Genomic DNA, 24005 nt, shown 5'->3' with positions numbered 1-24005 from the left:
GCCCGAATGCATGCGGCGGTCAACCGCTCGCGATAGCGGTTTTTCTTCGTCTGTACTTCGCGCCTTCTATGGGCGGCGATGGTGGGGAGGCTTCGGCCTGCCGGGTTCCGTATGCCCCGGTCTGCTAACCCCGTCATCGACGCCCGCCCCCGGTTAGCAGCGGGGTGGCGCACGCGCATACGGAGCTCACTATGAACGTCAACGTTCAATCTCTTGCTTTCCCTATCGGTAGTATTCCTGATCAAGTTACGGTGTCGTCGCATGACCTTGCGGCTATCTACGCGCTGCAGGGCGAACTCCGTACGTGCATCTTTGCGCTTCGTGGCGCGTTCGCTCAGCACGTCGACCTCGACACGATACCTAGCGCTTCATGGTTTTGGCAGCGGGCCGAAGCAGCGACCGACGAGCTGGATGCAGCGATTACCAAGGCTATCGGCCTGGACTGAAAACCGGCGCGCCCCGTCGAACGAAGCGGGGCGCTGTCTGTGGCGATCGATATCGAAGGAGGTGCATGTGCCGTACGTACCGAAGACCGCCAAGGCCGGCGCTGTCACGCTGACTGGCCGCGACGTGGTGCTGAGCGAGGATCTGCTCGACCTGCTCGCGGATCGGATCGCGAGCCGCGTTGCCGCGCGGCTGCGCGAGCGGGCTCCAACACCTCTGGCGACGCATCGTCACGAGCAGCCGGATACCGTTGCGCCGGCGGCGCCTACGCTTCGTCCTGACAGGCTGTACCGCATCGCTGAGGCATCGAAGATGCTCGGCGTCTGCAAAGCGACCGTCTACAATCTCGCGCGCGACGGCCGGCTTGAAGTCGTGAAGATTGGCGCGCGGGCCAGTGGGGTGACGGGCAAAAGCCTGATCGCGTTGATCGAGCGGAATCGAGGCGCGTAGCGTGCGACGGGGCTACCGTCGCATGGCGTCGAGCACGTCGCGGCCTTTCGCTAACTGGACTGCACGCGTCTTGCCGCGGAGATCGCCGAAGAACTGAGCGGCGTGAGCAAAGAGCTCATCCTCGTACCCGAGGCCACTGGGATCGTTGCACGCGATGTACCAGAGCTCGAGCGTGCTTTCCTCGAGCCCGAGCTTTCCGAAGTTGGCGAGGTTGCGGGTGGCGCCGAACGCGAGGGCGTCCGCTTCGATCGGCTCGAACTCGTGCACCGCATCGACGTCGCGGTCGGCATGCTTCAAGAAGTTTTGCGTCGACCTGGCGATGGCGAAATATTCCTGAGCGCTGATGCCGTTCGCGTCCTGTGCCCACGATTCCCACTGCGCGTCTGGGTGATGGTGCTTCGCGAGATCAGCGGCGAGCACCGACGCTACGCCGACCAGCGTGTGCACGACAACCGGATCGGCGTCGTTGAACAGCAGCACAATCGCCGCACGTAAATGCCGGCGTGCGGCCTCTAGCTTCGAAATGCGAATGGTCGACATGATGTGCGTCAGTTTGTCGCGCCGGCGAGCGGCACGATGCGCGCGCCGGCCTTGAGCTGATCGAGGTAGTCGGCCCACTGCTGCATCATTTCGCGGCGCTGCGGCAGGTGAGCCGTGCGGTTGTACGCGCGCCCGAGTGGATCCTTCACGGCGTGCGCAAGCTGCGCCTCCACGACCGCCGGAGCCACGCCGAGCACTTCGTCGAGAATTGTCCGGGCCATAGCGCGGAAGCCGTGACCGGTCATCGTATCGCCGTCGTACCCGAGCCGGCGCAGTGCGCCGTTGATCGTGTTGTCGGACATGGGCCGGTCCTTCGTGCGCACGCTCGGGAACAGGAACCGGCCGTTGCCCGTCAGCGAGTGCAGCTCGCGCAGGATCGCTACGGCCTGCGACGGCAGCGGCACGATGTGCGCGGCGCCGGATGCCTTGCCCTGCTTCGTGCGCTTCATCCGTTCGCTCGGGATCTCCCATGTTGCGCTATCGAGGTCGAACTCGGCCCACTCGGCCGCGCGCAGCTCGCCCGGGCGCTGGAACAGCAGCGGCGCAAGGCGAAGGGCGCATTGCACGGGGAAGGTGCCGTGATACCCGTCGATCGCGCGCAGGAGCTCGGCGACCTGCTTCGGGTCAGTGATCGCGGCCATGTGCTCGGTCTGCACCGGCGGCAGGGCGCCGCGGAGGTCCGCCGTGACATCCCGCTTCGCGCGGCCGGTCGCCACGGCGTAGCGGCACACCTGGCTGATGTTGGCCTGCAGTCGGTGCGCCGTCTCGAGCGCGCCGCGCTTCTCGACTCGCCGCAGCGCGTCCAGCACGTCAGGCGGCTCGACGTTGGCGATGGCGGTGCCGCCGATCCACGGGAAGGCGTCCACCTCGAGCCGACGCAGGATCCGCGCCCCGTGGCTTTCGGACCAGGTCGGCGCGTATTTGGCGTGCCACTCGCGCGCGACGGCCTCGAAAGAGTTCTCGGCGCTGAGGCGCTGCGTCCGCTTCTCGGCCTTCTTTGCGGCGCCCGGGTCGATCCCGGCTGCCAGTTTGTCACGGGCCTCGTCGCGGCGCTTTCGGGCCTCGGCCAGCGCTACGGCGGGGTAGGTGCCGAGCGCCAGGCTCTTTTCCTTCCCGCCGAACCGGTACTTGAGCACCCACCGCTTGCCGCCGGCCGGTTTGATGAGCAGGAACAGGCCGCCACCGTCGAACAGCTTCTGCTGCTTGTCGGACGGCTTGGCGTTGCGGATTGCTACGTCGGTCAGGGGCATGGGGACTCCGGCGCGTGGGGGTTCTCGATCATGGGATACAGCGAAGAACCCCCGAAAGAACCCCCATCGTTATGTGGCTGTGGTTGCGATTCCTTGAGATAGTTTGCAACAAAAAACCCCGCGGAGCCAAGCCCGGCGGGGTTCAATCGCAACGCGTTGATCTGCGTTGAGAGGGTGTTTGGTGGAGGCGGCGGGAATCGAACCCGCGTCCAGAAGCGCTCCACGACTAGTTCTACATGTTTAGTCCAGTCTTTTGATTTAACCGCAGCGACGCGGACGAACACGCTGCACTACGGCGATTCGCTAGATTTTCGACCCTGGCGTCGCGACGCCGACAGGGCTTAACTGACGTAAATGACCTCTGGCGGTATTGCTACCGGTCTTGCGACACTAGCCCGTCAGTGAACTAGGCAGAGGACGGCGGCCCTTAGGCTGCCAGTGCGAACGTATCGTCGTTTGCAGTTACGATTTTCCCATTGATTAACGAGGTGACGGGTCCTCGACATGCCCTAGCCGCTTCACAACCCCTGTCGAAACCAGGTCGCCCCCGCGGATAAGATCAATCATTATAGCCCAACATCGCGCAGCAGGTCCCGCAGTTCCTGCGTCGTATCGACGAGGTGCTGGGCCTGCCAGTCGGTCGGCGCGACGCCGTCGCCGCAATAGCCGTATGCGGCTGCGACGGTGGCCATGCCGGCGGCGCTGCCAGCCTGAATGTCGCGCAGGTCGTCGCCGACGTAGACGATACGCTCGGGCGCGAGCGTCAACTGGTCGGCCGCATGCAGCAGCGGGGCCGGATGCGGTTTCGGGTGCGGCGTAGTGTCGCCCCCGACGATGCAGGCGGCGCGCGGCGCGAGGCCGAGCAGCTCGACGAGCGGCGCGGTGAGCCGCATCGCCTTGTTCGTGACGATGCCCCAGCGTACGCCGCGCGCATCGAGTTCGTCGAGCACGTCGCCGATGCCGGGGAACAGCGTCGTATGCACGCAGAGGTCGGCTGCGTAGTTGGCCAGGAACTCGTCGCGCATCGCTTCGTAGCCGGCCGTGTGCGGATCGATGCCGAACGCGCCGCCGAGCAGGCCGCGTGCGCCGGCCGAGGCCAGCGGCCGCAGCACGTCGAGCGACGTTTCGGGCAGGCCGCGCGCGCGCTGCATCTTGTTGACGGCTGCCGCGAGATCGGGCGCCGTGTCGGCGAGCGTGCCGTCCAGATCGAACAGGACCGCATCGCAGTGCAGCAGGCGCGGTTCGTCTGCGATCCGCGCGGTCGAAAGGGGAGTCGTCATGCCGGTCAGCAGGTCATGCGCCGCGTCGGCATGCGACGAGGTAGTTGATGTCGGTGTCGTTCGACAGCGCGAAGCGCTTGCCGATCGGGTGATACGTGATGCCCTTGATCTCGGCGATGTGCAGATCCGTCGCGCGCACGAATCCGGCCAGTTCCGACGGGCGGATGAAGCGCGCGTAATCGTGCGTGCCCTTCGGCAGCATTTGTGCGATGTATTCCGCGCCGATCACCGCGAACAGGTAGGACTTCAGGTTGCGGTTCAGCGTCGAGAAGAACACCCAGCCGCCCGGCTTCACGAGCGTCGCGCACGCGGCCACGATATCGGCGGGCGACGGCACGTGCTCGAGCATCTCCATGCACGTGACGACGTCGTAGCTGCCCGGTTCGCGCGCGGCGATCGCTTCGGCGGCGATCGCCTCGTAATCGACCGAAATGCCGCTTTCGAGACTGTGCAGATCGGCCACGCCAAGCGCTTCGGTCGACAGGTCGATGCCTTTCACCTGTGCGCCGAGTCCGGCCATCGATTCGGACAGGATGCCGCCGCCGCAGCCGATGTCGAGCACGCGCTTGCCGGCCAGGTGCGCATGCGCGTCGATCCAGCCGAGCCGTACCGGGTTCAGGTCGTGCAGCGGTTTGAATTCGGCATTCGGGTCCCACCACCGATGGGCGAGGTCGCTGAATTTCTGGAGTTCGTGCGGATCGGCGTTGGTCATGTCGGCAAACGGGCTACGAGGAGAGGGCGGTGCGTCGGTGCGTCAGCCCCGAGTATATAAGCGGGCGGACGGCGAGGCCAGCGAGCGCCTGGACGGGCGTCAATGAAAAAGCCCCGCCGGAGCGGGGCTTTGAAGCAGTCGAAAACCGCGGCTTAGTTTGCCGGAACGGTCGTCTTCTGGACTTCTTGCGTACCGACCACTTCGACTTCCACGCGGCGGTCCGGTGCGAGGCAGGCGATGAGTTGCTTGCGGTTCTTCTGGTTGCAGCCGGTCGTAACCGGGTTGCGCTTGCCCTTGCCTTCCGTGTAGATCTTGTTGGCCGGCACACCCTTGCTGACCAGGTACGACTTCACGGCTTGCGCGCGGCGCAGCGACAGACGGTCGTTGTACTTGTCCGAACCGATGCGGTCCGTGTAGCCCGTTGCGACGACCACTTCCGTGTTCATGCCCTGGATCTTCGACGACAGTTCGTCCAGCTTTTGCTTGCCCAGCGGCTTGAGCGTTGCCTTGTCGAAGTCGAACAGTGCGTCAGCTTGATACGTGATCTTCTGGCTCGTGATGGCCGGAGCGACCGGAGCGACCGGCGGCTGCGGTGCCTGGGCGACCAGTGCGCCATCGCACTTCGCGTTGGCGGTGGCCGGCGTCCAGAACGCATCGCGCCAGCAGAGCTCGTTCGTGCCGTTCATCCACACCCATTCGCCCGTGCCGTTCACCCAGTTGTCATTGACGGCTTGACGCGACGCCGGCACCGACTGTGCCGAAGCGGATGCAGCCATAACTGCGGTAGCTGCAATGAACGCGAGCTTTGAAAGTTTATTCATATTTCTCCTCTCGAAATTGAGATTACCGCAGGTTTACTGCGAGCCTGTTGACGGTGACAAGTCATACATTGCTCGAAGTATAACATTGGTGCGGCACAAAAAACGCGGCACCGCTCTGTGTAGACTTCGAGCAGCGTCTAACTTTCAGTGCGTTGGCATTTTGCCATATCGTTCCCTTCCTACGAAAAAAAATCCTCCCCACCCCAAGATCGCTTCAACTTTGTGGTGCATGCGCAACACCCGCCTGCCGTAACTTTTAGAGATTGTCAAGAGCGGGGCGGCGAAATTGCGCGATTGCATGCGGTTGTTTACTCGCGCGCAGGAAACGCGGCGGATGCGATCGCTTGCGACGTCGCGTCGCGTACCCGCGTACCCTTTCGTCGGCCCGATTTCGACCGAGGATTTCGGCCGATTCGCCGCGGCCGCGATTTTTGCTGTTTACATATAGTGGGGGAGGCGGATTGGCGGCCGATGGGTGCATGTTAGAATCTCGCGTTGCGTTGCGCATGCAGCGCCCACGCGAAAGGCGTTCGCCGTCTTCGCTCCGAAACGATACGGATACATGGATCAATTCGCCAAAGAGACCCTGCCCACCTCCCTAGAGGAGGAAATGCGCCGTTCGTATCTCGATTACGCGATGAGCGTGATCGTCGGACGTGCCCTCCCGGATGTCCGCGATGGCCTCAAGCCCGTGCACCGGCGCGTGTTGTTCGCGATGCACGAACTGAACAACGACTGGAACCGCGCGTACAAGAAGTCGGCGCGTATCGTCGGTGACGTGATCGGTAAATACCACCCTCACGGCGATACCGCGGTCTACGACACGATCGTGCGGATGGCGCAGGATTTCTCGCTGCGCTACATGCTGATCGACGGGCAGGGCAACTTCGGCTCGATCGACGGCGACAATGCCGCGGCGATGCGTTACACCGAAATTCGCATGGCGAAGATCGGCCACGAGCTGCTCGCCGACATCGACAAGGAAACCGTCGATTTCGAGCCGAACTACGACGGCAACGAAATGCAGCCGTCGGTCCTGCCGTCGCGCATTCCGAACCTGCTGATCAACGGCTCGTCGGGCATCGCGGTCGGCATGGCGACCAACATCCCGCCGCACAACCTGAACGAAGTCGTCGACGCGTGCCAGCACCTGCTCGGCAACCCGGAAGCGACGATCGACGAGCTGATCGAGATCATCCCAGCGCCGGACTTCCCGACGGCCGGCATCATCTACGGCGTCGCCGGCGTGCGCGACGGCTACCGCACCGGGCGCGGCCGCGTCGTGATGCGTGCGGCCACGCACTTCGAGGAGATCGACCGCGGCCAGCGGATGGCGATCATCGTCGACGAGCTGCCGTATCAGGTGAACAAGCGCTCGCTGCTCGAGCGGATCGCCGAGCTCGTCAACGAGAAGAAGCTCGAAGGCATTTCCGACATCCGCGACGAGTCCGACAAGAGCGGCATGCGCGTCGTGATCGAGCTCAAGCGCGGCGAAGTGCCGGAAGTGGTGCTGAACAACCTGTACAAGGCGACGCAGCTGCAGGACACGTTCGGCATGAACATGGTCGCGCTCGTCGACGGCCAGCCGAAGCTGCTGAACCTGAAGGAAATCCTGCAGTGCTTCCTGTCGCACCGACGCGAAGTGCTGACGCGCCGCACGATCTACGAACTGCGCAAGGCTCGCGAACGCGGCCACGTGCTCGAAGGTCTCGCGGTCGCGCTCGCGAACATCGACGAGTTCATCGCGATCATCAAGGCCGCGCCGACGCCGCCGATCGCGAAGCAGGAACTGATGGCGAAGCCGTGGGATTCGTCGCTCGTGCGCGAGATGCTGACGCGCGCCGAGAGCGAGAACGCGGCGGCCGGCGGCCGTTCCGCGTACCGTCCGGAAGGCCTGAACCCGGCGTTCGGGATGCAGACCGACGGGCTGTACCGCCTGTCCGACACGCAGGCGCAGGAAATCCTGCAGATGCGTCTGCAGCGCCTGACCGGCCTCGAGCAGGACAAGATCATCGGCGAGTACCGCGACGTGATGGCGCAGATCGCCGACCTGCTGGACATCCTCGCGCGCCCCGAGCGGATCACGACGATGATCGGCGAGGAACTGACCTCGGTGAAGGCCGAATTCGGCGACGCGCGCCGCTCGAAGATCGAGCTGAACGCGACCGAGCTGAACACCGAGGATCTGATCACGCCGCAGGACATGGTCGTCACGATGTCGCACGCGGGCTACGTGAAGTCGCAGCCGTTGTCCGAGTACCGCGCGCAGAAGCGCGGCGGTCGCGGCAAGCAGGCGACGCAGATGAAGGAAGACGACTGGATCGAGACGCTCTTCATCGCGAACACGCACGACTACATCCTGTGCTTCTCGAACCGCGGCCGCGTGTACTGGGTCAAGGTCTATGAAGTGCCGCAGGGCTCGCGCAATTCGCGCGGCCGTCCGATCGTCAACATGTTCCCGCTGCAGGAAGGCGAGAAGATCAACGTCGTGCTGCCGGTCAAGGAATTCTCGGCCGACAAGTTCATCTTCATGGCGACGTCGCTCGGCACCGTGAAGAAGACGCCGCTCGAAGCGTTCAGCCGCCCGATGAAGAAGGGCATCATCGCAGTCGGCCTCGACGACGGCGACTACCTGATCGGTGCGTCGATCACCGACGGCGCGCACGACGTGATGCTGTTCTCGGACTCCGGCAAGGCCGTGCGTTTCGACGAGAACGACGTGCGTCCAATGGGGCGCGAGGCGCGCGGCGTGCGCGGCATGCAGCTCGAGGACGGGCAGCAGGTCATCGCGATGCTCGTCGCGGGCAGCGAGGAGCAGACCGTGCTCACCGCGACCGAAAACGGCTACGGCAAGCGCACGCCGATCACCGAGTACACGCGCCATGGCCGCGGCACGAAGGGTATGATCGCGATCCAGACGTCCGAGCGCAACGGCAAGGTCGTGGCTGCCACGCTCGTCGACGCCGAGGATCAGATCATGCTGATCACGACGGCCGGCGTGTTGATTCGCACCCGCGTGTCCGAGATTCGCGAGATGGGGCGCGCCACGCAAGGTGTTACACTCATCAGTCTCGATGAGGGTACGAAGCTCTCTGGCCTCCAGCAGATCGCCGAGGCCGAAGAGGGAGAGGGCGAAGCCGACGAGGCGTCGGACGGCGAAGCCTGAAGAACGGATGAGACTCTGGCCGCCGCGGGCGAAAAGCGCCGCGGCCGGCGAGCAACCATTCATATTTCCAAAAGGGAGTGATGATGCAAAAGCAATTCAAGCAACTGGTTCTGCTGGCTGCACTGGTGCCGACTTTCGCGATGGCGCAGGCGCTGTCGAATTCCGCACCGGCTGCTCCGGCGGCAGCTGCGCCGATCGACGCCGACAAGAAGGCAGCGATCAAGGATCTGCTCGACGCGATCGACGCGCCGAAGCTCGTGTCGGCAATCGGCAACAGCGCCGAAATGCAGGCCAAGCAGCTCGTGCCGGCCATCCTGTCGGACGCGCTGTCGGAAAACAAGACGCTGAACGACAAGCAGAAGCAGGCTGCCGTTCCGACGCTGCAGAAGAACGCGGTGCCGAAGCTGGTCGACGGTGCTGGCAAGGTGTTCGGCACGCAACAGTTCCAGAGCGACGCGATGTCGGCTCAGTACGACGCGTACGCGAAGTACTACAGCACGTCGGAGATCAAGGATCTGACGACGTTCTACAAGAGCCCGACGGGCCGCAAGTTCATCCAGGTTCAGGATCAGGTCGGTCGCGACGTGGTCAACGGCCTGATGCAGAAGTACATGCCGCAAGCGATCCAGGCAACGCGTACGCAGGCTGACAAGGAAGTCGCAGCAGTCAAGCCGGGCAAGTAAGCTGTCCGGGCGCGCGCCCCCGGCCGTTCGGCCGGGTTTGGCGGGAGCCTGACGACAGTGCGATAATGGCCGTTTGCGCGCGAGCGCAAGCGGCCATTTCTTTTCTGGCGCGTTTTGCCGGCGACAAGCCGGTCGCGTCCCTCCCGAGGTTTTCACGATGCGCGTCTTTAATTTCTCCGCCGGCCCTGCGGCGATGCCCGAGGAAGTGCTGCGGCAGGCCGCCGACGAAATGCTCGACTGGCACGGCAGCGGCATGAGCGTGATGGAGATGAGCCATCGCGGCAAGGAATTCATGTCGATCCACGAGGCCGCGCTGACCGACCTGCGCGACCTGCTAGGCGTGCCGGCGAGCCACCGGATCCTGTTTCTGCAGGGCGGCGGCATCGCGGAAAACGCGATCGTGCCGATGAACCTGCTGGGCGCGCGCAAGACGGCCGACTTCGTCGTGACGGGTTCGTGGTCGCAGAAATCGTTCGGCGAGGCGAACAAGTTCTGCACGCCGCATCTGGCCGCGAGCGGCAAGACGGAAGACGGCTTCACGCGTGCGCCCGTGCGCGCGGAATGGCAACTATCGGACGATCCGGCCTACGTGCATCTGTGCACCAACGAGACGATCGACGGCGTCGAGACGTTCGAGATCCCCGATCTCGGCGACGTGCCGCTGGTCGCGGATGTCTCGTCGCACATCCTGTCGCGTCCGATGGACGTCGCGAAGTACGGCGTGCTGTTTGGCGGCGCGCAGAAGAACATCGGGATGGCCGGCGTGACGGTCGTGATCGTGCGCGAGGATCTGCTCGATCGCGCGCTGTCGATCTGCCCGTCCGCGTTCGAATGGAAGACCATCGCCGCGAACAACTCGCTGTACAACACGCCGCCCACCTACGCGATCTACATCGCGGGCCTCGTGTTCCAGTGGCTGAAGCGGCAGGGCGGCCTCGAAGCGATCGAGGCCCGCAATATCGAAAAATCGAAGCTGCTCTACGACACGATCGACGCGAGCAGCTTCTATCTGAACAAGGTCGAGCCGGCAGCACGTTCGCGGATGAACGTGCCGTTTTTCCTGGCCGACGAAACGCGCAACGAAGACTTCCTTGCCGGCGCAAAGGCGCGCGGGCTGCTGCAGCTGAAGGGCCACAAGTCCGTCGGCGGCATGCGGGCGTCGATCTACAACGCGGTGCCGCTCGAGGGCGTGAAGGCGCTCGTCGAGTACATGAAGGACTTCGAGCAGCGCGGCGCCTGACGGCGGCGCTGCTCAAACAGCACGGCAAAACGCATGGACGACGAACTGAATTCCCGCCTGAAACCGCTGCGCGACCGCATCGACGCGATCGACGCGCAGCTGATCGCGCTCCTGAACCAGCGCGCCGCGGTGGCGCTCGAGGTGGGCGAGGTCAAGAAGCATTTCAACGCGCCGGTGTTCCGGCCCGAGCGCGAGCTGCAGGTGATCGCGCGGCTGCAGGACATGAGCGCCGGGCCGCTCGCGAGCGAGCACATCAGCGCGATCTGGCGCGAGATCATGGCGGCGAGTCGTGCGCTCGAGCAGACGATCCACGTCGCGTTCCTCGGGCCGGTCGGCACGTATAGCGAGCAGGCGATGCTCGAGTATTTCGGCCAGTCGATCGAAGGGCTGCCGTGCCCGTCGATCGACGAGGTGTTCCGCTCGGTCGAGGCCGGTGCGTCCGCGTTCGGCATCGCGCCGGTCGAGAATTCGACCGAAGGCGCGGTATCGCGCACGCTCGACCTGCTGCTGCAGACCCAGCTCGTGATCAGCGGCGAACTCGCGCTGCCGATCCATCACAACCTGCTCACGCAGAGCGGCACGCTCGACGGCGTGACGCGCGTCTGCGCGCATGCGCAGGCGCTCGCGCAATGCCAGCAGTGGCTCGCGGCGAATGCGCCGCAGCTCGAGCGGCAGGCCGTGGCGAGCAACGCGGAGGCCGCGCGCCTCGCGGCGGCCGATCCGACCGTCGCGGCGATTGCCGGCGACCGCGCGGCCGCACACTATGGATTGCAGATCGCGTTCTCGCTGATCCAGGACGATCCGCACAACCGCACGCGCTTCGTGATCGTCGGCAAGCAGCCGGCCGGGCAGAGCGGTCACGACCAGACGTCGCTGATCGTGTCCGTGAAGAACGAGCCGGGCGCCGTGTTCAAGCTGCTCGAGCCGCTCGCACGGCACGGCGTGTCGATGACGCGCTTCGAGTCGCGTCCGGCGCGCGTCGGCACGTGGGAGTACTACTTCTATATCGACATCGAAGGGCACCGTGACGATGCGGCGGTGGCGGCCGCGCTCGCGGAACTCGGCCAGAAGGCCGCGTTCCTGAAGATACTCGGTTCGTATCCGCGCGCACGCTGACGCGCGGCGGCCGTCGCTTGCTTGGCGCAGGCGGGGCGGGCAGGGCAGGCCGGTCCGCTGCCGAAGGCGGGTTCGGGCGGTATCCGGCGCAGGTGGCGCCGGGTGCGGGCCCGTTGCCCGGAATCTGGAATTCCGCGTGCGGGGCGTCGTTTCGCGCGCGTAACTTGGCTCTTGTCGTGTCAGGCTTTGCATTCAACAAACTGGTCATCTTCGGCGTCGGCCTGATCGGCGGATCGCTGGCCCGCGCGCTGCGCGAGCGCGCGCCGGGCGGCGCGGGCGAGATCGTCGGCGTCGGCCGTTCGCGCGCGTCGGTCGAACGTGCGTGCTCGCTCGGCGTGATCGACCGCGCGGCGGCGCTCGACGACGACGCGCAATTGCGCGACGCGCTTGCCGGCGCCGATCTCGTCCTGCTGGCCGCGCCCGTCGCGCAGACGGGCCCGTTGCTCGCGCGCATCGCGCCGTGGCTCGACGGTGCGACGATCGTCACCGATGCCGGCAGCACCAAGTCCGACGTCGTCGCGGCTGCGCGCGACGTACTCGGCGCGCGGATCGCGCAGTTCGTGCCCGGTCATCCGATCGCGGGGCGCGAATCGAGCGGCGTCGAGGCGGCGTTGCCGGACCTCTACGTCGGCCGCAACGTCGTGCTGTGCCCGCTGCGGGAGAACGCGCCCGACGCGGTGGCCCGGATCGACGCGATGTGGCGCGCGACCGGCGCCGACGTGCGCACGATGAGCACGGAGCAGCACGATCGCGTGTTCGCGTCGATCAGCCATCTGCCGCACGTGCTGTCGTTCGCGCTCGTCGAGCAGATTCTCGGCGAGGCCGACGCGGAACTGAAATTCTCGTACGCGGCCGGTGGTTTCCGCGATTTCACGCGTATCGCGGCGTCGAACCCGGAAATGTGGCGCGACGTGTGCGTCGCGAACCGCGCGGCGCTGCTCGACGAACTCGACGGCTACACGCGCGTGCTCACGCGGCTGCGCGCGGCGATCGACGCCGGCGACGGCGCGGCGCTCGAAGCCGTATTCACGCGCTCGCGCGCCGCACGCAAGGCATGGCAGGAGCGCGGCGGCGCGCCCGCTGCCGAACCGGTCAAGAAATAACAGGACGATTCCCATGGACTATCTCGATCTCGGCCCGTACTCCAGCGCTTCGGGCACCGTGCGCCTGCCCGGCTCGAAGAGCATTTCGAACCGCGTGCTGCTGCTCGCGGCGCTCGCCGAAGGCGAAACGACGATCACCAACCTGCTCGACTCCGACGACACGCGCGTGATGCTCGACGCGCTCGGCAAGCTCGGCGTGAAGCTCGCGCGCGACGGCGACACCTGCGTGGTCACCGGCACGCGCGGCGCGTTCACCGCGAAGACGGCCGACCTGTTCCTCGGCAACGCGGGCACGGCCGTCCGGCCGCTGACCGCCGCGCTCGCGGTAAACGGCGGCGACTATCGCGTGCACGGCGTGCCGCGCATGCACGAACGGCCGATCGGCGATCTCGTCGACGGCTTGCGCCAGATCGGCGCGCAGATCGACTACGAGCTGAACGAAGGCTACCCGCCGCTGCGGATCAAGCCCGCGACGATTGCGGTCGATGCGCCGATCCGCGTGCGCGGCGACGTGTCGAGCCAGTTCCTCACCGCGCTGCTGATGACGCTGCCGCTCGTGAAGACGAAGGACGGCACGACCGTCGTCGAAGTCGACGGCGAACTGATCTCGAAGCCGTACATCGACATCACGATCCGGCTGATGGCGCGCTTCGGCGTGACCGTCGAGCGCGACGGCTGGCAGCGTTTCGTCGTGCCGGCCGGCGTTCGCTACAAGTCGCCGGGACGGATCATGGTCGAGGGCGATGCGTCGTCCGCGTCGTACTTCCTCGCGGCCGGTGCGCTGGGCGGCGGCCCGCTGCGGGTCGAGGGCGTGGGGCGCGCGAGCATCCAGGGCGACGTCGGTTTCGCGAACGCGCTGATGCAGATGGGCGCGAACGTGACGATGGGCGACGACTGGATCGACGTGCGCGGCATCGGCCACGATCACGGCAAGCTCGAGCCGATCGACATGGACTTCAACCTGATTCCCGACGCAGCGATGACCATCGCGGTTGCGGCGCTGTTCGCGAGCGGCACGAGCACGCTGCGCAACATCGCGAGCTGGCGCGTGAAGGAGACGGACCGCATCGCCGCGATGGCGACCGAGCTGCGCAAGGTCGGCGCGATCGTCGAGGAAGGCCCCGACTATCTCGTCGTCACGCCGCCGGAAGAGCTCACGCCGAACGCGGCGATCGATACGTACGACGATCACCGGATGGCGATGTGCTTCTCGCTCGTCAGCCTGGGCGGCGTGCCCGTGCGGATCAACGATCCGAAGTGCGTCGGCAAGACGTTCCCCGACTATTTCGACCGCTTCGCCGCGCTCGCCAAGGCCTGACCCACTGTTCCGATGAAATCGACCCGACCCTTTCACCCGACTCCCGTCATCACGATCGACGGCCCGACCGCCTCCGGCAAGGGCACCGTCGCGGCGCTCGTCGCCGCGCACCTCGGCTTCCACCTGCTCGACAGCGGCGCGCTGTACCGGCTCGCCGCGCTCGCGAGCGTGCGCTACGGCATCGCCGCGGAGGACATCGACGCGCTCGTGAAGCTGATCGACGATCTGCACATCACGTTCCGTGAAGGGTGCGCGCAGCTCGACGGCGTCGACGTGTCGAACGACATTCGTGCCGAAGCGGTCGGCAACCGCGCGTCGGCCATTGCCGTGCACGGCCCCGTGCGCACCGCGCTCGTCGCGCGCCAGCGCGCGTTCCGCAAGACGCCGGGCCTCGTGGCGGACGGGCGCGACATGGGCACGGTGATCTTCCCGGACGCCGTGCTGAAGGTGTTCCTGACGGCCAGCGCCGAGGCGCGCGCGACCAGGCGGCATAAGCAATTGATGCAAAAAGGTTTTTCTGCTAATATAGATGACTTGCTCCGGGATCTTCGTGAACGTGACGCGCGCGACAGCAATCGCGCAGCCGCGCCGCTGAAGCCTGCGGCAGATGCCAAGCTGCTCGATACGTCGGCGCTTTCGGTCGATGAAGCGGTCGATCAGGTGCTGCAGTGGTACCGGGCGCTCGGCCAGCCCGCCTGAGAAGGCGGGCAGCGGTAGGTGCTTCGCGTCGCAAGCGCGGAGCGTGTTTCGAACCCTTAACCCCGTGTGGTCCTCGATCTGGCCCTTTCAGCCTGCCATTCCGGCCGGCGTGGCACAGCGAGCCATGCACAATCAGATTTTTATGTCCGACCTGCAAACCTCCACCCCGAATACCGAATCCTTTGCGGCTCTGTTCGAAGAGTCGCTGACCCGCCAAGACATGCGCGCCGGCGAAGTGATTTCCGCCGAAGTCGTGCGCGTCGACCACAACTTCGTGGTCGTCAATGCAGGCCTGAAGTCCGAGGCTTACATTCCGATCGAGGAATTCCTGAACGATCAGGGCGAGGTTGAGGTGCAGTCGGGCGATTTCGTGTCCGTCGCGATCGACGCACTCGAAAACGGCTACGGCGACACGATCCTGTCGCGCGACAAGGCGAAGCGCCTTGCATCGTGGCTGTCGCTGGAAAAGGCCCTCGACAACAACGAACTCGTCACCGGCACGATCACCGGCAAGGTGAAGGGCGGCATGACCGTGATGGTCAACGGCATCCGCGCGTTCCTGCCGGGTTCGCTGGTCGACACGCGTCCGGTCAAGGACACGACCCCGTACGAAGGCAAGACGCTCGAGTTCCGCGTGATCAAGCTCGATCGCAAGCGTAACAACGTCGTGCTGTCGCGTCGTGCAGTGATCGAAGCAACCCAAGGCGAAGAGCGCGCGAAGCTGCTCGAGACGCTGAAGGAAGGCGCGATCGTCAACGGCGTGGTCAAGAACATCACCGACTACGGCGCATTCGTCGACCTCGGCGGCATCGACGGCCTGCTGCACATCACCGACATCGCATGGCGTCGCGTGCGTCACCCGAGCGAAGTCCTGTCGGTCGGCCAGGAAGTCACCGCGAAGATCCTCAAGTTCGACCAAGAGAAGAACCGCGTCTCGCTGGGCATCAAGCAACTGGGCGACGATCCGTGGGAAGGCATCTCGCGCCGTTACCCGTCGGGCACGCGCCTGTTCGGCAAGGTCACGAACATCACCGACTACGGCGCATTCGTCGAAGTGGAATCGGGCATCGAAGGCCTCGTCCACGTGTCGGAAATGGACTGGACCAACAAGAACGTCGCGCCGTCGAAGGTTGTCCAGCTGGGCGACGAAGTCGAAGTCATGGTCCTCGAGATCGACGAAGACCGCCGTCGTATCAGCCTCGGCATGAAGCAGTGCAAGCCGAATCCGTGGGATGACTTCAGCCGCAACTTCAAGAAGGGCGACAAGATCACGGGCGCAATCAAGTCGATCACCGACTTCGGCGTGTTCATCGGTCTGCCGGGCGGCATCGACGGCTTGGTCCACCTGTCGGACCTGTCGTGGAGCGAAGCCGGCGAAGAAGCCGTTCGCAAGTACAAGAAGGGCGACGAAGTCGAAGCAATCGTGCTCGGTATCGACGTCGAGAAGGAGCGCATTTCGCTCGGCATCAAGCAGCTCGAAGGCGACCCGTTCAGCAACTACGTTGCAATGAACGACAAGGGCTCGATCGTCGACGGCGTCGTGAAGACGGTCGATGCGAAGGGTGCGGTCGTCACGCTGACGGGCGACATCGAAGGCTACCTGCGTGCGTCGGAAATCTCGCAGGATCGCGTCGAAGATGCACGCAACGTGCTGAAGGAAGGCGACAAGGTCAACGCGATGGTGATCAACATCGATCGCAAGTCGCGCGGCATCAACCTGTCGATCAAGGCGAAGGATTCGGCTGAACAACAGGAAGCGATCCGCGGCCTGCAGTCGGACTCCAGCGCTGCTGCGACCGGTACGACCAACCTCGGCGCGCTGCTGAAGGCGAAGCTCGACGGCCAGAACCAGTAAGCCTTACGAGGTCTGCTGAAGTATGACCAAATCCGAGTTGGTCGCGCAGCTGGCATCGCGATTTCCGCAACTTGTCCTCAAGGATGCGGATTTCGCGGTGAAAACGATGCTCGATGCGATGTCCGACGCCCTGGCGAAAGGGCATCGCATTGAAATTCGGGGTTTCGGCAGCTTCGGCCTCAATCGTCGCCCGGCGCGCGTCGGACGCAACCCGAAGTCGGGGGAGAAAGTGCAGGTGCCCGAGAAGTTCGTGCCGCACTTCAAACCTGGCAAGGAATTGCGTGAACGCGTCGACGGCCGCGCCGGTGAACCGCTGAAGGCTGACGATCCGGACGACGAGCGTTGAGCGTCGTTCGGTGAGCCCGGAACCTGTCTGGCGAAGGCTGAAAAGAAAAGCGCCCCTTGTGGGCGCTTTTTTCATTTCCGGCGGCATGTCCGGCAACCGACCCGCAACGCCGCGCACAGGATCTGCGCAGCCGCGGAAACGCTTCCTTTACAATACGGGTCGATTCGGTGCGACGAAGGGGAGTCGCGCGCCGCGGCAAACCTCAACAAAGAGAGGGCTTCATGAAGTTTATCGTCTGGCTGATCCGGGTATTGGTGTTCGTCCTGCTGCTGGTGCTTGCGCTGGCCAATACACAAACCGCGACGCTGAATTTCGTTGCCGGCTATGCATGGCAAGCGCCGCTGATCCTGATCGGCCTGGCATTCTTCGCCGTGGGGCTGCTGGCCGGCCTGCTGTCCGCGCTGCCTTCGATCTTTCGTTTGCGTCTCGAGAACGGGCGTTTGAAGCGCGATCTGCGTGCGGCGCGCGAAACGCCTGCCGTCATCGACCAGCCGCCGATGCCGCCCGTCATTTAACCCCGGACGCCGCGCGATTCCTCGCGCGGTTTTCGTCTCTGCTTCGATATTTCGCATGGATCTGGATTTCTGGTGGTTGCTCGCGATTCCGGTTGCGTTCGCGCTCGGTTGGGCGGCGTCACGCTATGACCTGAAGAATCTCCTGTCGGAGAGCGCCAACCTGCCGCGCTCGTATTTTCGCGGCCTGAATTTTCTGTTGAACGAACAACCCGACAAGGCGATCGATGCGTTCATCGAGGTGGCCAAGCTCGACCCCGAAACGGTCGAGCTGCACTTCGCGCTCGGCAACCTGTTTCGCCGTCGCGGCGAGACCGACCGCGCGATCCGCGTGCACCAGAACCTGCTGAGCCGCACCGACCTGCCGGTCAACGAGCGCGACCACGCGCTGTACGAACTGGGTCAGGATTTCCTGAAGGCCGGCCTGCTGGATCGCGCCGAAGAGGCGTTCCACAAGCTCGCGGACGGCGACTACGCGCTCGGCGCACAGCGGGCGCTGCTGACGATCTACGAGATCGAGAAGGACTGGAACAAGTCGATCGATACGGCGAAACGTATCGAATCGATGAGCGACAAGCCGCTCGGCATCGAAATTGCGCAGTTTCACTGCGAACTCGCGCAGGACGCGCTGCAGCGCAAGCAGGCCGACGTGGCGGCCGAACAGTTGCGCCGTGCGCTGACCGTGAATCCGCAGAACGTCCGTGCGACGATCCTGTCCGGCGACGCGGCGCAAGCGGCGGGCGACCACGCGGCCGCGATCGAGCACTGGAAGCGCGTCGAAGCGCAGAACCCGGCGTATCTGCCGCTCGTCGCCGACAAGCTGATGAAGGCGTACGTCGCGCTCGGCAAGAACGTCGAAGGCGCCGAGCTGCTGATGGGGTACGTCGATCGCTATCCGTCGAACGACCTGCTCGACATCGCCTATCAGCATATCGCCGGGTTGCGCGGCCAGGATGAGGCGCACACGCTCGCGCGCACGCAGATGGAAAAGTCGCCGAACCTGTCGGGGATGCTGCACCTGCTCGATGCGCAGATCGCGGCGGCCGACGAACCGCGTCGTAAGGAACTTGAAATGATGCGTGCGCTGATCAAGCAGCGTACGAAAAATCTGCCGCGGTATACGTGCCAGAATTGCGGTTTCCGGGCACGGCTCTTCTACTGGCAGTGCCCCGGATGCAGCGGCTGGGAAACCTATGCGCCGCGCCGCGTCGAACCCGCGATGCCGGGCTGATCCCGGCACGCGGAGCCGACGCGCTGCGGCCAAGTTAGTCTATTACCGGGAAGTACCGGAACATCTATGAAAATCACCATCATCGGCACCGGCTATGTCGGCCTCGTCACGGGCGCGTGCCTCGCGGAGATCGGTCACGACGTCTTCTGTCTCGACGTCGATCCGCGCAAGATCGACATCCTGAACAACGGCGGGATGCCGATTCACGAACCGGGGCTGCTGGACATCATCGCGCGCAACCGCACGGCGGGGCGCCTGCGCTTCTCGACCGACATCGAGGCGAGCGTCGCGCACGGCGAGATCCAGTTCATCGCGGTCGGCACGCCGCCCGACGAGGACGGCTCGGCCGACCTGCAATACGTGCTCGAGGCCGCGCGCAACATCGGCCGCCACATGACGGGCTTCAAGGTGATCGTCGACAAGTCGACGGTGCCGGTCGGCACCGCGCGGCGCGTGCACGGCGTGGTCGACGAGGCCCTGGCCGCACGCGGCCTCGCGGGCAGCGTCGCGCATCGCTTCTCGGTCGTGTCGAACCCGGAATTCCTGAAGGAAGGCGCCGCGGTCGAGGACTTCATGCGCCCGGACCGGATCATCATCGGCGTCGACGACGACGAAACCGGCACGATCGCACGCGAGAAGATGAAGAAGCTCTACGCGCCGTTCAACCGCAATCACGAGCGCACGATCTACATGGACGTGCGTTCGGCCGAATTCGCGAAGTACGCGGCGAACGCGATGCTCGCGACGCGCATCTCGTTCATGAACGAGATGTCGAATCTCGCCGACAAGGTCGGCGCCGACATCGAGGCCGTGCGCCGCGGGATCGGCTCCGATCCGCGCATCGGCTATCACTTCCTGTACGCCGGCGTCGGCTACGGCGGCTCGTGCTTCCCGAAGGACGTGCAGGCGCTGATCCGCACCGCGGGTGAGAACGGCCAGCCGCTGCGTATCCTGGAGGCCGTCGAGGCCGCCAACCATGCGCAGAAGGACGTGCTGATCGGCAAGATCGAGCAGCGTTTCGGCGCCGACCTGACGGGCCGCGAGTTCGCGGTCTGGGGCCTGGCGTTCAAGCCGAACACCGACGACATGCGTGAGGCGCCAAGCCGCCGCCTGATCGCCGCGCTGCTCGAGCGCGGCGCGACCGTGCGCGCCTACGATCCGGTTGCCGTCGACGAAGCGCGGCGCGTGTTCGCGCTGGATTTCGGCGACGATGCCGGCGTGCTGGCGCGATTGCACCTCGTCGACACGCAGGACGCCGCGGTCACGGGCGCGGACGCACTCGTGATCGTGACCGAGTGGAAGGAATTCCGCAGCCCCGATTTCACGCGCCTGAAGGCCGAGCTGAAAGCGCCGGTGATCTTCGATGGGCGCAACCTGTACGAGCCGGATGCGATGGCCGAACTCGGCATCGACTACTACGCGATCGGTCGGCCGTACGTCGATCCCCAGTCGTTTTCCCGTGGCTGAACGTACGATGAATACTCTTCGTGAAGTCGTTCCGGTGCCGCGCGAGCAACTCGCGCGTTCGCGTGTGCTCGTCGTCGGCGACGTGATGCTCGACCGCTACTGGTTCGGCAACGTCGATCGCATTTCGCCTGAAGCGCCGGTGCCGGTCGTGCACGTGCAGCGTCAGGAAGAGCGGCTCGGCGGCGCGGCCAACGTGGCGCGCAATGCGGTGACGCTCGGCGGCCAGGCCGGGCTGCTGTGCGTCGTCGGTTGCGACGAACCCGGCGAGCGGATCGTCGAGCTGCTCGGCAGCAGCGGCGTGACGCCGCATCTCGAGCGCGATCCGGCGTTGCCGACCACGATCAAGCTGCGCGTGCTCGCGCGCCAGCAGCAACTGCTGCGCGTCGACTTCGAGGCGATGCCGACGCACGAGGTGCTGCTCGCGGGGCTCGCGCGCTTCGATGCGCTGCTGCCGCAGCACGACGTCGTGCTGATGTCGGATTACGCGAAAGGCGGCCTCACGCACGTCACGACGATGATCGAGAAGGCGCGTGCGGCCGGCAAGGCGGTGCTGGTCGACCCGAAGGGCGACGACTGGGCACGCTATCGCGGCGCATCGCTGATCACGCCGAATCGCGCGGAACTGCGCGAGGTGGTCGGGCAGTGGAAATCGGAAGACGACCTGCGCGCGCGCGTCGCGACCCTGCGTGCGGAGCTCGGCATCGACGCGCTGCTGCTCACGCGTTCGGAAGAGGGCATGACGCTCTTTTCCGCGGGCGGCGAACTGCATGCGCCGGCGCTCGCACGCGAAGTGTTCGACGTGTCGGGCGCGGGCGACACCGTGATCGCGACGGTCGCGACGATGCTCGGCGCCGGTGTGCCGCTCGTCGATGCCGTGGTGCTCGCGAATCGCGCGGCAGGCATCGTGGTCGGCAAGCTCGGCACGGCCACGGTCGACTACGACGAACTGTTTCACTGAGCGCATTCGGCGGCGCGACGAGCGCGCCGCACGAATGGCTCGCACTTTTCAGGCAGGACGATCATGACCCTCATCGTCACCGGCGCAGCCGGTTTTATCGGCGCGAACATCGTCAACGCGCTCAACGCGCGCGGCGAGACGCGCATCATCGCGGTCGACAACCTGACGCGCGCGGACAAGTTCCGCAATCTCGTCGACTGCGAGATCGACGACTATCTCGACAAGACCGAATTCGTCGAACGCTTCGCGCGCGGCGATTTCGGCAAGGTACGCGCGGTATTTCATGAAGGCGCCTGTTCGGACACGATGGAAACCGACGGCCGCTACATGATGGACAACAATTTCCGCTACAGCCGCGCGGTGCTCGATACCTGCCTCGCGCAGGGCACGCAGTTCCTGTATGCATCGTCGGCCGCGATCTACGGCGGCTCGACGCGCTTCGTCGAGGCGCGCGACGTCGAGGCGCCGCTGAACGTGTACGGCTATTCGAAGTTCCTGTTCGACCAGGTGATCCGTCGCGTGCTGCCGAGCGCGAAGAGCCAGATCGCGGGCTTCCGCTATTTCAACGTGTACGGCCCGCGCGAGACGCACAAGGGCCGCATGGCGTCGGTCGCGTTCCACAACTTCAACCAGTTCCGCGCGGAAGGCAAGGTGAAGCTGTTCGGCGAGTACAACGGTTATGCGCCGGGCGAGCAGACGCGCGATTTCGTGTCGGTCGAGGACGTGACCAAGGTGAACCTGTTCTTCTTCGATCATCCGGAGAAGTCGGGCATCTTCAACCTCGGCACGGGCCGCGCGCAGCCGTTCAACGATATCGCGTCGACGGTCGTCAATACGCTGCGCGCGCTCGACAACCAGCCGCCGCTGACGCTCGCGCAGCAGGTCGAGCAGGGATTGATCGAATACGTGCCGTTCCCCGATGCGCTGCGCGGCAAGTACCAGTGCTTCACGCAGGCCGACCAGACGAAACTGCGCGCGGCCGGCTACGACGCACCGTTCCTGACCGTGCAGGAAGGCGTCGACCGCTACGTGCGTTGGCTATCCGGCCAGGTTTAAACCGGCGCGTTGCATCGATAGACTGGGTCTCACGGTCGGCAGCCGCCGGCCGTTTTTCTTCGGAGATCCAGCACATGATCAGGAAATGGTTTGCCGCAGCGGTCATGCTCGGCGCAGTGGCGTCGGCCTGGGCGGCCGTCGACGTCAACACCGCGAACGAGGATGCGCTCGTCGGCATCAAGGGCATCGGCCCGGCGCGGGCGAAGGCGATTCTCGACGAGCGCGGCGCACGCGGTCCGTTCAGGAATGCGGACGATCTCGCCGCACGCGTGAAGGGCATGGGCGGGCATACCGTCGAGCGGCTTCAGCAGGAAGGGTTGACGGTCGGTACGGCGGTGGGCGCGGGCACGACGCCGACGGCCGCGGTCAAGCCGGCGGCAGCGAAGCCCGCCGCCGTGCCGGCCCGCACCGCGCAGAAATAACGGGTCGCGCGTACCCGACACAGGGCTCCTTCAGTCGCCGTCGTTGCGACGGCTTCCCGCGGCATGCCGCGGGTTTTTTGCGTGGGGCCGCGCGCGCGGCGAAACGCGAACCGCGCGGTACGCGTATTCCATCGTCGCAAAGGGGTTGCCGGCGCGCGTGCCGGTGCTGGTTTACAATCGATCGATTGATCGGCCTCGCACTCACGGTATATCCATGGCTTACAAAACTATCGAAGACACGATCGGCAATACGCCGCTCGTGCAACTGGTCCGCCTGCCGGACGACGAGATTCGCGCGCGCAACAACGTGCTGCTCGCGAAGCTCGAGGGCAACAATCCGGCCGGTTCCGTGAAGGATCGCCCGGCGCTGTCGATGATCAGCAAGGCCGAGGCGCGCGGTCGCATCAAGCCGGGCGATACGCTGATCGAGGCGACGAGCGGCAACACGGGCATCGCGCTCGCGATGGCCGCGGCGATCCGCGGCTACAAGATGGTGCTGATCATGCCGGAGGATCTGTCGGTCGAGCGCCGCCAGAGCATGGCGGCCTACGGCGCCGAAATCATCCTGACGCCGGTGAAGGGCGGGATGGAGCTGGCGCGCGACCTCGCGGAGCAGATGCAGCGCGAGGGCAAGGGCGTGATCCTCGACCAGTTCGGCAACCCCGACAATCCCGTCGCGCACTACGAAGGCACGGGGCCGGAGATCTGGCGCGATACCGAAGGGCGCATCACGCACTTCGTGTCCGCGATGGGCACGACGGGCACGATCATGGGCACGTCGCGCTATCTGAAGGAACAGAATCCGGCGATCGAGATCGTCGGTGCGCAGCCGGAAGACGGCTCGCGTATCCCGGGCATCCGCAAGTGGCCGGAAGCGTACATGCCGACCATCTTCGATCGCAGCCGCGTCGATCGCGTCGAGAGCGTGAGTCAGGCTGCGTCGGAAACGATGACGCGCCGGCTGGCGGCGGTCGAGGGCATCTTCGCGGGCATTTCGTCGGGCGGCGCATGCGAAGTCGCGATGCGCATCGCGCGTCAGGTCGAGAACGCGACGATCGTGTTCATCATCTGCGATCGTGGCGACCGCTACCTGTCCACGGGCGTGTTTCCAGCGTGAGCCCGGGCGGCACGCACTGCCGCCACACGCGAAAAAAACGCCGCATATGCGGTAATGCCGTTCAGTTAAGCGACCGAAGGGCATTTTTGTTTTGTGGAAGGAGTGGTTGTAAACGTTGCGCTGAGATGTTAACTTTTCGGCACGATGCTGACCGACCACCTGACCTTCATGCTGGATGCCGGCCCAACCGACCTGAGCCGGTTGGCGGAGCATCTGCCG

At 65.2% G+C, this 24005-nt stretch carries 23 protein-coding genes and 1 other RNA gene; 18 read left to right on the top strand and 6 right to left on the bottom strand.

The genetic code is table 11. From position 1 onward, the window contains the following. The first annotated feature begins 191 nt into the window (after positions 1–191). Positions 192–446 (top strand): hypothetical protein, encoded by a 255-nt coding sequence (locus J8I35_RS18220; RefSeq protein WP_209926453.1) that lies wholly within the window; start codon positions 192–194, stop codon positions 444–446. Positions 447–513: 67 nt separating this feature from the next. After that, complete coding sequence (locus J8I35_RS34860; protein ID WP_348522271.1) at positions 514–894, top strand: helix-turn-helix domain-containing protein; 381 nt, start codon at positions 514–516, stop codon at positions 892–894. Positions 895–906: 12 nt separating this feature from the next. Here the strand turns inward: J8I35_RS34860 and J8I35_RS18210 are convergent, their stop codons facing one another. The 6 genes from J8I35_RS18210 to ompA form a co-directional block, all read right to left on the bottom strand. Continuing rightward, positions 907–1434 (bottom strand): hypothetical protein, encoded by a 528-nt coding sequence (locus J8I35_RS18210; RefSeq protein WP_209926451.1) that lies wholly within the window; start codon positions 1432–1434, stop codon positions 907–909. Between the two features lie 8 nt (positions 1435–1442). Then, positions 1443–2684 carry an integrase arm-type DNA-binding domain-containing protein gene (locus J8I35_RS18205; protein WP_209926450.1) on the bottom strand — a complete coding sequence of 414 codons (1242 nt, stop codon included), beginning with the start codon at positions 2682–2684 and terminating at the stop codon, positions 1443–1445. A gap of 179 nt (positions 2685–2863) precedes the next feature. After that, positions 2864–3233: a transfer-messenger RNA gene (gene ssrA / locus J8I35_RS18200) on the bottom strand. 17 nt (positions 3234–3250) lie between these two features. Beyond that, entirely contained in the window at positions 3251–3964 is a 714-nt protein-coding gene (gene gph, locus J8I35_RS18195) for a phosphoglycolate phosphatase (protein WP_089488627.1), read from the bottom strand. Between the two features lie 13 nt (positions 3965–3977). Continuing rightward, positions 3978–4676 carry a bifunctional 2-polyprenyl-6-hydroxyphenol methylase/3-demethylubiquinol 3-O-methyltransferase UbiG gene (gene ubiG / locus J8I35_RS18190; RefSeq protein ID WP_124556037.1) on the bottom strand — a complete coding sequence of 233 codons (699 nt, stop codon included), beginning with the start codon at positions 4674–4676 and terminating at the stop codon, positions 3978–3980. Positions 4677–4828: 152 nt separating this feature from the next. After that, a complete protein-coding gene (gene ompA, locus J8I35_RS18185; protein ID WP_050011546.1) occupies positions 4829–5497 on the bottom strand; it encodes an outer membrane protein OmpA in 669 nt (222 codons plus the stop codon). Between the two features lie 562 nt (positions 5498–6059). Here ompA and gyrA point away from each other — a divergent pair. From gyrA to cysM, 16 genes are all read left to right on the top strand, one after another. Beyond that, positions 6060–8663 (top strand): DNA gyrase subunit A, encoded by a 2604-nt coding sequence (gyrA, locus tag J8I35_RS18180; RefSeq protein ID WP_050011545.1) that lies wholly within the window; start codon positions 6060–6062, stop codon positions 8661–8663. A gap of 83 nt (positions 8664–8746) precedes the next feature. Continuing rightward, positions 8747–9346 carry a DUF2059 domain-containing protein gene (locus J8I35_RS18175; protein WP_006486966.1) on the top strand — a complete coding sequence of 200 codons (600 nt, stop codon included), beginning with the start codon at positions 8747–8749 and terminating at the stop codon, positions 9344–9346. Positions 9347–9503: 157 nt separating this feature from the next. After that, entirely contained in the window at positions 9504–10586 is a 1083-nt protein-coding gene (gene serC / locus J8I35_RS18170) for a 3-phosphoserine/phosphohydroxythreonine transaminase (protein WP_050011544.1), read from the top strand. Positions 10587–10619: 33 nt separating this feature from the next. Further along, a complete protein-coding gene (gene pheA / locus J8I35_RS18165; RefSeq protein WP_050011543.1) occupies positions 10620–11702 on the top strand; it encodes a prephenate dehydratase in 1083 nt (360 codons plus the stop codon). Positions 11703–11878: 176 nt separating this feature from the next. Continuing rightward, positions 11879–12805: a prephenate dehydrogenase/arogenate dehydrogenase family protein gene (locus J8I35_RS18160; RefSeq protein ID WP_209926449.1), complete on the top strand. Its 927-nt coding sequence runs from the start codon at positions 11879–11881 to the stop codon at positions 12803–12805. A 13-nt stretch (positions 12806–12818) separates the two neighbouring features. Next, on the top strand, positions 12819–14123 hold the full coding sequence (gene aroA / locus J8I35_RS18155; protein ID WP_209926448.1) for a 3-phosphoshikimate 1-carboxyvinyltransferase: 1305 nt from the start codon (positions 12819–12821) through the stop codon (positions 14121–14123). A 12-nt stretch (positions 14124–14135) separates the two neighbouring features. Next, positions 14136–14822 carry a (d)CMP kinase gene (cmk, locus tag J8I35_RS18150; RefSeq protein ID WP_006476573.1) on the top strand — a complete coding sequence of 229 codons (687 nt, stop codon included), beginning with the start codon at positions 14136–14138 and terminating at the stop codon, positions 14820–14822. A gap of 124 nt (positions 14823–14946) precedes the next feature. Further along, positions 14947–16677: a 30S ribosomal protein S1 gene (rpsA, locus tag J8I35_RS18145; protein WP_011694214.1), complete on the top strand. Its 1731-nt coding sequence runs from the start codon at positions 14947–14949 to the stop codon at positions 16675–16677. A gap of 22 nt (positions 16678–16699) precedes the next feature. Then, a complete protein-coding gene (locus tag J8I35_RS18140) occupies positions 16700–17023 on the top strand; it encodes an integration host factor subunit beta (protein WP_006486894.1) in 324 nt (107 codons plus the stop codon). 221 nt (positions 17024–17244) lie between these two features. Then, complete coding sequence (locus tag J8I35_RS18135; protein WP_012328123.1) at positions 17245–17538, top strand: LapA family protein; 294 nt, start codon at positions 17245–17247, stop codon at positions 17536–17538. Between the two features lie 55 nt (positions 17539–17593). Further along, a complete protein-coding gene (gene lapB / locus J8I35_RS18130) occupies positions 17594–18766 on the top strand; it encodes a lipopolysaccharide assembly protein LapB (RefSeq protein ID WP_050011540.1) in 1173 nt (390 codons plus the stop codon). A 66-nt stretch (positions 18767–18832) separates the two neighbouring features. After that, the gene (locus tag J8I35_RS18125) at positions 18833–20233 is read left to right on the top strand and encodes a UDP-glucose/GDP-mannose dehydrogenase family protein (protein WP_209926447.1); all 1401 of its coding nucleotides are present in this window, start codon (positions 18833–18835) and stop codon (positions 20231–20233) included. Between the two features lie 7 nt (positions 20234–20240). Next, positions 20241–21191, top strand: coding sequence for a D-glycero-beta-D-manno-heptose-7-phosphate kinase (rfaE1, locus tag J8I35_RS18120; protein WP_124557718.1), 951 nt, complete (start codon positions 20241–20243; stop codon positions 21189–21191). A gap of 63 nt (positions 21192–21254) precedes the next feature. Further along, a complete protein-coding gene (rfaD, locus tag J8I35_RS18115; protein WP_050011537.1) occupies positions 21255–22247 on the top strand; it encodes an ADP-glyceromanno-heptose 6-epimerase in 993 nt (330 codons plus the stop codon). Between the two features lie 74 nt (positions 22248–22321). Next, positions 22322–22669, top strand: coding sequence for a helix-hairpin-helix domain-containing protein (locus J8I35_RS18110; protein ID WP_209926446.1), 348 nt, complete (start codon positions 22322–22324; stop codon positions 22667–22669). A 214-nt stretch (positions 22670–22883) separates the two neighbouring features. Continuing rightward, entirely contained in the window at positions 22884–23786 is a 903-nt protein-coding gene (gene cysM, locus J8I35_RS18105) for a cysteine synthase CysM (protein ID WP_050011535.1), read from the top strand. Positions 23787–24005: the final 219 nt, after the last annotated feature.

Origin of the sequence: Burkholderia sp. CpTa8-5, from assembly GCF_017815045.1 — a bacterium.
Lineage (GTDB): Bacteria > Pseudomonadota > Gammaproteobacteria > Burkholderiales > Burkholderiaceae > Burkholderia > Burkholderia sola.
This window is presented reverse-complemented; position numbering and strand designations above follow the sequence as displayed.